This window comes from Acetanaerobacterium sp. MSJ-12 (assembly GCF_018917875.1).
In the GTDB taxonomy this organism is placed as follows: domain Bacteria; phylum Bacillota; class Clostridia; order Oscillospirales; family Ruminococcaceae; genus Bittarella; species Bittarella massiliensis.
Genome location: NZ_JAHLPK010000008.1, coordinates 1 through 12,407, shown reverse-complemented (window position 1 = coordinate 12,407; position 12,407 = coordinate 1). Strand labels below are relative to the sequence as shown.

The 12,407-nt window shown below is 55.1% G+C and carries 9 protein-coding genes; 6 read left to right on the top strand and 3 right to left on the bottom strand.

The window, feature by feature from the left end; genetic code table 11:
• Positions 1-729: 729 nt before the first annotated feature.
• Together KQI11_RS09630 and KQI11_RS09625 are read right to left on the bottom strand one after the other, a co-directional pair.
• Positions 730-1,194, bottom strand: coding sequence for a helix-turn-helix transcriptional regulator (locus tag KQI11_RS09630; RefSeq protein WP_216401966.1), 465 nt, complete (start codon positions 1,192-1,194; stop codon positions 730-732).
• Between the two features lie 161 nt (positions 1,195-1,355).
• A complete protein-coding gene (locus KQI11_RS09625) occupies positions 1,356-3,443 on the bottom strand; it encodes an elongation factor G (protein ID WP_185915740.1) in 2,088 nt (695 codons plus the stop codon).
• 251 nt (positions 3,444-3,694) lie between these two features.
• On the opposite strand from KQI11_RS09625, the gene KQI11_RS09620 reads away from it, so the two are divergent.
• From KQI11_RS09620 to KQI11_RS09610, 3 genes are all read left to right on the top strand, one after another.
• Positions 3,695-4,651, top strand: coding sequence for an L-lactate dehydrogenase (locus KQI11_RS09620; protein WP_353653964.1), 957 nt, complete (start codon positions 3,695-3,697; stop codon positions 4,649-4,651).
• An 88-nt stretch (positions 4,652-4,739) separates the two neighbouring features.
• Positions 4,740-5,705: a tRNA glutamyl-Q(34) synthetase GluQRS gene (gene gluQRS / locus KQI11_RS09615; protein WP_216401964.1), complete on the top strand. Its 966-nt coding sequence runs from the start codon at positions 4,740-4,742 to the stop codon at positions 5,703-5,705.
• 140 nt (positions 5,706-5,845) lie between these two features.
• The gene (locus KQI11_RS09610; protein ID WP_216401963.1) at positions 5,846-6,223 is read left to right on the top strand and encodes a TnpV protein; all 378 of its coding nucleotides are present in this window, start codon (positions 5,846-5,848) and stop codon (positions 6,221-6,223) included.
• 74 nt (positions 6,224-6,297) lie between these two features.
• On the opposite strand, the gene KQI11_RS09605 is transcribed toward KQI11_RS09610, so the two are convergent.
• The gene (locus tag KQI11_RS09605; protein ID WP_216401962.1) at positions 6,298-8,040 is read right to left on the bottom strand and encodes a helix-turn-helix domain-containing protein; all 1,743 of its coding nucleotides are present in this window, start codon (positions 8,038-8,040) and stop codon (positions 6,298-6,300) included.
• Positions 8,041-8,321: 281 nt separating this feature from the next.
• Between KQI11_RS09605 and KQI11_RS09600 the strand changes: the two genes are divergently transcribed.
• From KQI11_RS09600 to KQI11_RS09590, 3 genes are all read left to right on the top strand, one after another.
• Complete coding sequence (locus KQI11_RS09600; RefSeq protein ID WP_216401961.1) at positions 8,322-10,454, top strand: LPXTG cell wall anchor domain-containing protein; 2,133 nt, start codon at positions 8,322-8,324, stop codon at positions 10,452-10,454.
• Positions 10,455-11,134: 680 nt separating this feature from the next.
• A complete protein-coding gene (locus KQI11_RS09595) occupies positions 11,135-11,419 on the top strand; it encodes a plasmid mobilization protein (RefSeq protein WP_216401960.1) in 285 nt (94 codons plus the stop codon).
• The coding region (locus KQI11_RS09590) for a relaxase/mobilization nuclease domain-containing protein (protein WP_216401959.1) at positions 11,419-12,407 on the top strand (989 nt) is incomplete at its 3' end. The genes KQI11_RS09595 and KQI11_RS09590, both read left to right, overlap by 1 nt.

Sequence of the window (12,407 nt, the reverse complement as noted above, 5' to 3'; positions counted from 1 at the left end):
GGGAAAGCCCTGCTGCCGCAGGAGGGCAAGAGGCAAGGGGCAAGGGGCAAAGGGCAGAGAGCAGGGGGCGAAGGGCAGGGGGCGAGGAGGCAGGACGGTTGAAAGAAAAAGACTGCTCTATGCAAGGGCGCTTTCCCCTTCCCGCCCCTCGTCGACTGTTCCCCCCTGTCTGTGAGCCGGTCCGCCTCCTGCTTGCTGTGCAAACCCACCTTCGATTGGGCAGCGACACAGGACAGCCAAAGCGCCGTGGATAGCGGGGAGGGCCCTTGCGGCCTTCCTCCGCCCATCCTTCCTCACAAGTCCTCGGTGTGCGAGGGAGCGAAGGCCACCCTTTTTCTTTCCCCCGGGGAAAAGCCCTGTTGCCGCAGGGGACAAGTAGGCAAAAAGAAACGGAGAAAGGTCGCCTTGCGCATGAACACTTCTCCCTCCCCCGTCCCCGCCAGCCGTTCTCCCCTGTCTGTGGGCCAGTCCGCCTCCTGTTTGCTGTGCAAACCCACCCTCGATTGGGCAGCGACACAGGACAGCCAAAGCGCCGCGGATGGCGGGGAGGCTCTCCGGCTATTCTCCTTTACCGTCCGTCCTTCTCCAAGCCCTCGGAGCACCGGGAGGAAGTAGCGCTCTTTTCTCCCCGGGGAAAGCCCTGCTGCCGCGGAGAAAAAAGGTCAGAGGGGCAAATGAAAAGGAAAAGGTCGCCCTGCACATGGGCGCTTTTCCTCCTCAGCGAGTTCCCTACTGCCCGTCCACCTCCTCTGCGCGCTCGCAAAGGGCGACAATGGCTCCGTCGGTCGAGCAGCAGCCAAAGACCCCCTCGTAGATTGCCAGATAGTGTCTGGCCTGCTTGGCCTTTTCGCGAAAGACAAATTTCTGATGGCGGACGGTGGAGACCGACACCCCCAACCGGGCGGCAACCTCTTTGTCGGGCAGTCCCTGGGCAAAGAGGGCGTAAAGCCGCCGCTGATTCCTGGTGAGGGTGTTGTACTTGGAGTCGCTGTCGATGAGTCCGGTCTGCAAATAGTCGGGGTGCTCCCTCTCCAGGTGGAGGACTACCGCCCGGCTGGCGGTGTAAAACCGGCCCCCAGAGGGATAGACCTCCCCCTCTTCAAACAGGCGACCGCAGGCGGCGCAGCGGTAGCCCCCCTCCTCTCTGGCGTACCCCCGGGCCAAGTCCTCCGGCGTCCAGTGCGCTCTGTCCATCTCTCTATCCTCCAAATTGTTTTTTTGTAAATTTAATCATATTATATTTATTAAATTTGTCAATATATTTAAATGTCATTTACTCCATTGAAAAGAGAGCAGCCCGGCCATGCCGGTCTGCTCTCTTTAAAACGGTCTAAACTAGGGCCTTATGGATACGGCTACTCGCCCTTTTGGAAGAACTTCTTGGCCTCTTCCACCACCTTCTCCTCCAACTGGGGGGGAAGGGGCTCGTAGCGGGCAAAGGCATAGGTAAAGCTGCCCCGGCCCTGGGTCATGGAGCGCATGACGGTGGAGAAGTCGGCCATCTGGGCCATGGGCACGTCGGCCACGATCTCCTGCAGGCCGTCCTCTGCCGGGTTCATGCCCAGCACCCGGCCGCGGCGCTTGTTGATCTCACCCATGATGTCGCCGGTATAGCTGTCGGGCAGGTAGGCCTTGAGGGTGCCGATGGGCTCGAGCAGGGAGGGCGCGCCCTGCTTCATCCCCTCTTTGTAGGCCAGGGAGGCGGCGGTCTTAAAGGCCAACTCAGAGGAGTCCACCGGGTGGTAGGAGCCGTCGAGGAGGGTGGCCTTGAGGCCCACCACCGGGTACCCGGCGATGACGCCGTGGCGAACGGCTTCCTGCAACCCCTTTTCCACGGCGGGGAAGTAGTTTCTGGGCACCGCGCCCCCAAAGACGTTCTCCTCAAAGACCAGCTCTTCGCTGTCGCAGGGCTCAAATTCGATCCAGACGTGGCCGTACTGGCCGTGGCCGCCGGTCTGCTTTTTGTATTTTCCCTCTACCTTGACCTTCTTGTTGATCCGCTCGCGGTAGGCGACCATCGGCACCTCCAGCTTGGCGTCCACCCCGTAGCGGGCTTTCAGGCGGGCGATCACCACGTCCAGGTGCTGCTCGCCCAGGCCGGTGAGGACCTGTTCTTTGGTCTCCCGGTTGGTGGCGAAGTGGAGGGTCGGGTCCTCCTCGCAGAGGCGGAGGATGCCCTGGCCGATCTTTGACTCGTCCCCCTTGTCGAGGGGGTGTACCGCCATCGAGAGGGTGGGCACAGGGAAGGCGGGCCGGTCGAGCTTGTAGACCTTGCCCTCGGCGCAGAGGGTGTCGCCGGTGAGGACCCCCGAGAGCTTGGTCACCGCGCCGATGTCCCCGGCGGCGATGGCCTTGATCTCACTCTGTTTTTTGCCGAAGAGGGAGACCATCTTGCCCATCTTTTCGCCCTTTTGCTGGGTGGCATTGTAGAGCTTTGTCTCAGGCAACAGGGTGCCGCTGAACACCTTGACAAAGGAGAGCCGCCCCACAAAGGGGTCGTTGACCGTCTTAAAGACCAGGGCCGCCAGGTCGCCGGCGGGGTCACAGGGCAGTTCGGTCAGGTCGCCCGCCTCGGTCTCGGCCGCGGTGGGGGCCGCGTCGGCGGCGGTGGGGAGCAGTTCGGCCATCATCTCAAGGGTCAGGTCGATCCCCTCCATCATCAGGGCGCTGCCGCAGACTACCGGGGTGATGCTGCCGGCCTTGACGCCCTTTTTGATGCCGCGGATGAGCTCTTTCTCGGTGAACTCCTCGCCGGAGAAGAACTTCTCAAACAGCTCCTCGTCGGCCTCGGCCACCGCCTCGCTCATGGCCTCCCGCAGGCCGTCGATTCGGTGCTCCAGGTCGGGCATGGGCACCTTGGAGGGGGCGCCCTTGTCGTCGTACTGGTAGGCCTGGCCGGAAATCAGGTCGATGTAGCCGTTTTTCTCGCCGTCCTTGTAGGGGACCACCACCGGGCAGACCGAGGGGCCAAAATGGGTCTTGAGCTCCTCGAGCACCTTGTAGAAATCGGCGTGGGGGCGGTCCATCTTGGAGACAAAGAAGATGCTGGACTTCCGGTTTTTCACCGCCATCTTGTAGGCCTTCTCGGTGCCCACCGAGACGCCAGACTTGCCGGACACGGCGATGAGGACGCTCTCACAGGCCATCAGCGCCTCGTACTGGCCCATCTCGTAGTCAAAGAGGCCCGGGGCATCGATGAGGTTGAACTTGTACTCCTCCTCCCCCACGGCGCAGGAAAAGGGCAAAACCGATGAAAAGACCGAGGTCTTGCGGCTCAACTCCTCGTCGGAATAGTCGCTTAAGGAGGTGCCGTCGTCCACCCGGCCCAGCCGGTCGCTGGCGCCGGCCTTCCACAGCAGGGCCTCCACCAAGGTGGTCTTGCCCGCGTTGCCGTGGCCCAGTACAGCGACGTTTTTGATCTGCTCCGGTCGATAGTTTTTCATGGTTGTCTTCCCTCCAAGTCGTTGGCCGGAAGCCCCGGCCATGTTGTGAATGTTACTGAATCGCAGAGCGTATTCCAGTCATATTTTAGTATATACTACCACCCTTTGGGGAAAATAACTATTCATATCCTGTCACAAATATGGCGCGCCGGATTGTAGGATGTCACAAAATCCCCCGGGTGCGCAGGCCGCGGGAGGCCGCGCCTCCCGGCCCTGACAGGGATCTATCAAAAAAACAGGAGGAAAACAAAGTGGAGAAAAATCCAAACAAGGCCGTCATCGTCGGGGCCGGGATGGTGGGGGCCGCCGTGCTGGGCGCCCTGCTGGGCGACAACCTGCTCTCAGAAATCGTCCTCATCGACCAAAATCGGGACCGCGCTGCAGGCGAGGCCCTGGACGCCAGCCACACCACCGCCTTTGCCTATTCCGCCAGGGCCCAAGTCCGCGCGGGCGACTACGCCGACTGCGCCGATGCGGGCATCGTGGTGATGACCGCCGGGCCCAGCATCAAGCCCGGCGAGACCCCCGACCGGCTGAAATTGGCCGGGCAGAACACCCAGATCACCCGAGAGGTGATGGCCCAGATCACCCGCTACACCCGCGAGGCCATCCTCATCGCCGTCACCAACCCGGTGGACATCGTCACCTACTGCGCCCAGGCCGAGTTCGACTACCCGCGGGAGCGGGTGATCGGCACCGGCACCCTGCTGGACACCGCCCGCCTGCGGCAGATGATCGCCGCCAGCTGCCATGTGGACGGCAAGAACGTGCACGGCTATGTGCTGGGCGAACACGGCGGCGGGGCCTTTGTGCCCTGGGGGCTGGTGGACGTGGCCGGGGTGCCGGTGGACAAGCTGCACGCCGCCTTTGACCTCCCCGCCCCCTTGAACCGGGAAGAGCTGCTGGAAAAGACCAAGGCGGCCGGGTTTGAAATCATCACCCGCAAGGGCTACACCAGCGCCGGGATCGCCGCCAGCGTGGCCCGGGTGGTCAAGGGGATCCTGCTGGACGAGCGCTGCATCCTCCCCCTCTCCACCGTGCAAAACGGGGCCTGCGGCCTCTCGGGGGTGGCTCTGAGCCTGCCCAGCATCCTGGGCAAAAACGGGGTGGAGCAGGTCATCGAGGTCCCCCTGCAGCCGGGGGAGCGAGACCAGTTGCAGCAGTGCGCCGCCCACCTCAAAGCCACCCTCGGCCAGGTGGGGCTCTGAGCGCCCTGCGGCAAGTCCCCCCTTTTCAGCGGCCCTGAGCGGTGGTACAATACCCCCAGAGACGCGCAGCGCAAAAGGGGGATGACAGATGGAGAGAGGGGCGGTCAAGGGGCGGTTTGCCCCTACCCCCAGCGGGCGGATGCACCTGGGCAACCTGCTGTGCGCCCTGCTGGCCTGGCTGTCGGCCAGGGCCGAGGGGGGCCGGGTGGTGCTGCGCATCGAGGATCTGGACGCCATGCGCAGTCCCCGGTCATACGCCGACTTGCTGGAGGACGACCTGCGCTGGCTGGGCCTTTTCTGGGATGAGGGCGGCTCCTCCGGCGGGCCGGATGGTCCCTACTACCAGAGCGAGCGCACCGCCCTGTACCAATCCGCCCTGGCCAATTTGGAGGAGCAGGGGCTCGTCTACCCCTGCTTTTGCAGCCGCGCCCAGCTCCACGCGGCCCAGGCGCCCCACCTCTCAGACGGGCGGGTGCTCTACCCCGGCACCTGCCGGAATTTGACCGCCCAGGAGGTCGCCCAGCGGCGACAGCATCGCCCCCCTGCCCTGCGTCTGCGGGTGCCGGACGAGACGGTCTCCTTTGTCGACCGGCACCTGGGCCCCTACTCGGAAAACCTGCAGCGGGAGTGCGGCGACTTTTTGATCCGCCGCTCCGACGGGGTGTTTGCCTACCAGCTGGCGGTGGTGGTGGACGACGCGGCCATGGGGGTGACCCAGGTGGTGCGGGGGGCGGACCTGCTCTCCTCCACCCCGCGGCAGCTCTACCTCTACCGGCTGTTGGGGCTGCCCGCCCCCACCTTTGCCCACATCCCCCTCCTCACTGCGCCGGACGGGCGGCGCCTCTCCAAGCGGGACGGGGACCTGGACCTGGGGGCCATCCGCCGCCGGCTGCCGGGCCCCGAACCGCTGCTGGGGTTGCTGGGCTGGCTCTGTGGACTGCTGGAACGGCCGGAGCCGGTACACGCGCAGGATCTCGTCCCCCTCTTTTCCTGGGACAAGATCCCCAAGGGGGACCTGCCGCTGCCCGCGGCGCTGTGGGAGCTGCTGGGGTAGAGACCGATGCAATAAAACGCGACAAAAAGAGAGAGGCCAAAGGGAGAGGCTTCGTAAGGAAGTTCTCTCCCTTCGGCTTTTGTAATCAGCCGGAATGATTGGATTGTAGGTAAAATCAATCATAATTGGAGGATTACAAAATGGATAAGTACATTTATGACGAGAAAAACGGACTTTGGTATGAATTGCAGGGCGATTACTATCTTCCCTGCCTGAAACTGCCTAAAGAAGAATCAAGGCATATCGGCATATGGGGACAGCGGCATTTGCGGTATCTGAAACAGCACCGCAAGGTACTCTATTCCGAACTGCTGATAAGCGGAAAGCTAAACGATTACCTTGCCGACCTAAACGAGCAGGCAGAGAAACTGTTCTTTCGGCTGGTAAAACAAATGGCAAAGGCTGAAGGCATTAACGAACAGTTAAAAGCCGCCGACTTCATGGCTTGGATAAGCAAAATGAACAATATCCGAAACCGAGCCATCGAAATTGTCAATTCTGAAATCATATACACATAATCAGCAAAATGACCGGCAGGGAAACCTGTCGGCCATTTTTTATACAGCTCTTTTATGTATTTATGTGTTCTTTGCTATTTGCTTTCTGTTATCGGTGGAATAAAGTTCTCTATCGCACTACGCAATTTAGGATGATGAATGACGAAATGGATTGCAGGCGCTTTTCCTTTGGATACCATCGCCCAGCGGCCTTCGTGAATCAGAATTTGCAGATTGTGAAAAGCGTGAGCTGTACTGCATTTTACTTTGTAATTCTGATTCTGCTCGGCAAACGCCATGGTTTCTCTTAGATGCTCTGCATATTCTTCTTCGCTGTACGGAATGTCCGTTTCATAGAACAGCGATGAAAGCTCCAAAACCGGCGGTCTTTCCTTGAAATCGTTCGACAGGAAAGTTGTTATCTCATCTTCAAGCGTTTCGGATGAAAGGATTGACAACACTCTTTGCCTTTGTGCTACGGCGTGTTTTTTGATGCGCTCTTTTTGCTCGGCTTCCACACTGTTCCGAGTCAGAATCCGATCGAGCAGTTCCTCACTGATTGTGTACAGCGGCAATGTAGAATAGATGCCTCGGCGGCCGCCCGGCTTTCCTGCATTGGAGAGCAGAAAGGTAGTCAATTCATTTTCCTGTTCACTGCGGTAAATATCCATCAGTGGATAGGCATTTTTCAGCATTTCCTCCGCCCGTTTTCGATAATACTCCACCTCACGCTTTGATTTTGTAAGATAGTATTTTCCATCGGAATGGTATCCGGCAATGGCTTCACCCGAAAGAGCCGCAGTTCCGGACACCTTCAAAAGGTGCAGGAAGAGGTTATTTTGCGCGTTCTTGAAGTAATACGGCGAGATTTGCCCTGTCATATACATCGGAATCCAGCTTTCAAGACCCAGCATCATCTCGTCAAAGGAACGGTCAAGATTATGGATTTGATTGAGATGTAATCCTTTTTTCAACATCATCGCCATACCGAACATCCACTTTTTCGGGAAATCCGGATCCTTCGCCATCTCTTTCATGGGCATATCGCTGTACATGATTACAGGAGTCATGGATTTAGATAGTACCGTCGCTTTTAAGAAATCCAGTTCGCTTTCCATCATTTCTTCTATTCCCCAGTAGGCCTTAGAGGTCGGAACCTGAAACGGTACGGACGGAACTTTCAATTCATCAAATTTGATAACCTTGATATACTCATTCAAATCAAATTCATCAAGTTTATGTAGGAACTCTGATATGCTGTCACTTCCGGTCTTCTGCGCCTGTCTCTCCAAAAGCCAGCCTTTAATTTTGGAATGACGTACTGATATATCCTGAATTTTGTCGGCGTTACAACCGATAAGCTCTGCCACGGCAGCAATTTCTGGCAGAGTCTGATTTTCCCTTGCCACAAAGGAAGCAACCGCAGAGGCAAACTGTTCGGAATTTCCCGGATTTCTTGTGCCGTTTCGGATACGAAAAATGGCGGAAACATCGTAGTTTATGTACTGACACAGTCTCGTCAGGTTGATATTCAGGGTGGTAAGAAGCGTGTTAAAGTTCTGTCGGAGAATCTCCTTGTCGGTCGATACAAAATCCTCGCAGGCAAGAAAAGATGCTTTGACGGAGTCCACCGTAATGTCCGTGATTCCTTTTTGTACGGCAATTTGTGCAATGGCGCTGCATAATCCCTCAAAGGCCTTTGTTCCCAATTCCGGTACACGCTCCCCATTTCTGTATCTGCTGAAAGAGGCTGCCGAGATTCCGGACAAGCTGCAAAGCTCTTTTGCAGTACAGGAAAGTCGCTCCATATATTCATTCAGTTTGTAATTAAAGTCCATAAAAACTACCTCGCTGCGCTTCATTTAATAGTATTATAACGGATTTGTTCACAAAAGGGAATAGAAACCCTATATAGATTTTCAAAAAAGTCAATTGACACTTCGGGAACTATACTGAAATTCTCTCTTGACCTATGGTAAAATGATACTGCGAAACAATGTCCTAAATACGCTTCATTAGGTTATGGATCGTTGCCGTCCATTTTCAATGTGGCGGTAGAAACAGACAATTTTAGCATTGATTTTTTATGCGGCGATGGTCGCAGAAAGGAGAAAATTATATGAAAACAAAACCAAAACGACTGTTGGCTGTTCTGCTGACTCTGTGCTTGGCACTGTCAATTGTGCCGATTACGGCGTTTGCGGCCGAGATCGATTTCCTTCCGCAGGGAGTAACATACTTTAATGACCTCAAGCACACATATCGCACACAAGTCAATATAACAGCCAATGTCTCCGTTAAGGATTCCAATGGCGCAGTGGTTGAAACCAAACAGGTTACGAAAAGCTCCGAAGAGTTTCTGAAAGGCGGTGTAGGTGCATTGCAGGCCAAACTTGCAGCCCTTCAGGCCGAGATCGAAACACCGTATCAGGCCAGTGGAACTGTTACGCGCGGAGACGGGGCCGCGCAGACAATCGTTGACCATTTTGAGACTGCGTCTTTTTATACTTTCACGCCCGCGTCCGGTGACCCGGTTAAGTTTAGCACGGATTTAGACGCAGCAAAACAGTATTTCAGTGAGCATCCGGATGCGACCGGTACTTTCACTAAACTTCTGGATATGCACGAATATCGGAAATATAATTACACCTATGACCTGACCGTGCAGGAAAACAACGATTTGGAAGAGGAGCAGGTTATTACCAAAGTCGATGTGGGAAACATCTGGAAAGTGCTTGATTCCACAAAGCCCGTTGTATTCACCACGGAGCTGAATCCGAATACCGACTGCCCGAATCAGATGGAGATTACCGATCAGGCATGGGTCGAGAATGATAGCAGTGCTTCTATCTCAAGCGGTTCATACCCGGAGGCAGGCAAAGAATACGTATATGAGATAACCCTGACTGCGAAAGAGGGATATTATTTCCAGACTTTTTATGGCACTTTTGATGGTAAAGTTATTGTCGATGGAGTTGAAAAATATAGCCATGGACATGGCGATGCTGTTCCCGGCGTGTACGATAACGGAAAAACCCTTAAGGTGAAGGTATATCCAGCTGTAATCGCTACAAATGGCACATCGCAGGGCGACACAACCATAAATAACGCCTACATCGAGAATGTAAAATTTGATTATCGTCCGGGTGACGCTCCGCAGGCAACGGCACAGGTATCGGACACTTCATTAGACCAATATGAGATTGCCTATGAATGCTGGGAGGAAATGGAGAACGGAGAGCCGGTTGCGTTCTGGTATTCGGATGAAGGCAAATATACACCTTCCATGAAAAGGATTACTCAGTTTGAGGATGGCAAAACCTATATGTACTCCATCGAGCTGAAGCAAAAAGATGGATATACCTTTGCGGATAACTGCTCCGTTATGATAAACTGGAGCCCGATATCGGCAACCGCCAACGTCGTTAAAACCGTGGACGGCTTGTTCGCTATGAATGTTGAAACAATTCGCCCGCAATCAACCAAGGAAATCTCCGTTATTGAAATCAATAACGCAACCTTGACCTTTAAGGACGGCGACAAGCCTGTCTTTACCGGAACGGTGTCTGAAAACGATCAGTATGCATTCCGTTGCGAGTGGTGGAGCTTAGATGAGAATACCGGCATTGTTTCCACAGAGCCGGAGTGGGGCGGCGACATTTATACTAACAAGATCACCGCTTTTGAGGCCGGAAAAACCTATCACTACGGCGTATATGTGACTGCCTATACCGCCGACATCTCCCCCGATGCCAAGCTAAAGATCAACGGCCGGGAAGTGGAGTACACTCGTATAGGCGATGAGAATGACACTCAGAGCTTCTGGGTCGAAACCGACCTTACTATGACGCCTGCCGCAGACGGACATACGCACAGCTACGGTACGGCTTGGAAGTCTGATGCAACCAACCATTGGCATGAGTGTGCTTGCGGCGATAAGTCAGATTTAACTGCACACAGCTTTAAGTGGCTCGTTGACAAGGAAGCGACTGCCACCGAGAAGGGATCTAAGCACGAGGAATGTACCGTCTGCGGGTACAAGAAAGCGGCCGTTGAGATTCCGGCTACCGGCTCTGCAACACAGCCTACAGATCCGACAAAACCTGCGGAGAATAAACCCGGCAATACCACTTCACCGAAAACCGGCGACAACAGCAATATGCTCCTGTGGGTTGCTCTGCTGTTTGTCAGCGGCGGTGCAGTAACCGCAACAACCGTTTACGGCAGAAAGAAAAAGCGTAGCGTAAAGTAAAATCAAATGTTTAACCCAAGGGCGGCTGTCGGAAACGGCAGCCGCTTTTTCTGCAACAGTATGTCAAAATCGCCTGACGAACAAGTGTTCTGTATGATATAATCTATATACTCTCATTGGAGAGCCACAACTGAATATCTGAATGAAACTCAAAGCAGCCGCCGAAAGGAATTTGCGGCTGCGCCGCTCCTGTTGCAGCGTCTGCCTGCGGGGCGGAAATAGCAGACATTGAAGGTTTCTGAATTTCAGAGCCGGTACATAGTTTCATCAAAGATATAGCGAGAGATTTTCTCCCGCTGATTTGATGTGCTGTGTACCGGCTCTTTTTGTCGTTATAGCCGCCGTTCACAAAAAGTTTACAAAAATTCTTTCGCGCAAACAGCAAAAAAGTTCCCAGTTGGTTATTGAGGGGCAAATTGAAAACTGAATGACCGTCCGAATGGGATATGATTCTGCCACGACCTCCCCGATGGGAGCAAGCAGAACAACGCTGCGGTGAGAGTCCGGGGCAGGCACAGAAAAACGCCATTCGGAGAAACCGGCAAAGAGAAAAACGACGTCCACAGGGATAGCGAGCATCGGATTGTGACCCCACAATCCCAATCCGCAGCCTTACGGCCTGCGGACTTCTCAGGGCGTTCCGCCCTATAACCCTAAAAAATCAACAAGGAGATGATCTAATGAATGAAGAAAAAGTGCGTATCAGAGTACGCCTGACCGAAGAAGAAAATCAAAAGCTGGAACACGACAGCGCTCTATGTGGTCTGTCCCAAAGCGAGTATGTCCGCCAGCTCTGCCGGGGCATTCACCCGAAACCAAAACCCCCGGATGTGTTTTGGAGGCTGATGGACGAACTATACAAGGCTCATTCCGACCTGAAAGAATATGCCAAATACGAGCCGTCCGCCCTCGAAATCTGTACCGACATCGAGCAGTTGGTGCTGGACTTGCAGGAGGCGATCTGATGGCGACGACTTCTCTTTGGCACATCGAAGGCCGCTTGAAAGACCTCATCGACTATGTAGAAAATCCCGAAAAGACGAAGGTCAAAACGCCGGAGCTGCAAGACCTGTACAATGTGTTTTCCTATGTCCAGCGCCCGGAAGCCACGCAGAAGAGAGAGTATGTCACTGCCCTTAACTGCCTGAAGGAAACCGCTCTGCGGCAGATGATTCTCACCAAGAAGCGCTACGGAAAGACCGACGGCTATATTGCTTGGCACGGGTATCAGAGCTTCAGGCCGGAGGAGGTCACGCCGCAGCTTGCCCACGAGATCGGCGTAAAGCTGGCAAAGGAAATGTGGGGCGACCGCTTTGAAATCATCGTCACCACCCACCTCGACAAGGAGCATATCCACTGTCACTTCTGCTTCAATTCCGTTTCTTTTCGGGATGGCGGCAAGTATAACTACTCCAAGGCGGAGCGAAAGCGAATGATGGAAATCTCCGACCGACTGTGTCGGGAATATGGCTTATCCGTCATTGAAAAGCCCCACAAAGCGCCCTCCCGTCCGGTATGGCTGGATGAGAAAAGCGGCAAGCCTACCCGCTACAATGTCTACCGTGCCGATGTGCGGGAGGCAATGGAGTTCAGCAGAACGCCCTACTATATGGAGGACTATCTGCGGCGCAAAGGGTATGTGACCGACTTCACGGGTAGGCACTGGAAAATCCGCCTGCCCCAATATGACCACTTCACGAGGCTGGATACTTTGGATGAAAGGTGGACGTCGGAGAACATCCGGCGCTCTATGGGCAGGTATACCACCTTCGGCAATCGCAGAGCGTATATCAGTTATCCGCCCCAAATGCCGCAGGAGCTTTCGGATTGGTTTCAGCCGTTCCACAAGACCGGTCATATCTACAAGCTATACCTGCACTATTGCTATCTGCTGGGGTACTTACCGAAGCATACCGACTACAAGCCCACCAGTCCATATCTGAAAGAGGATTT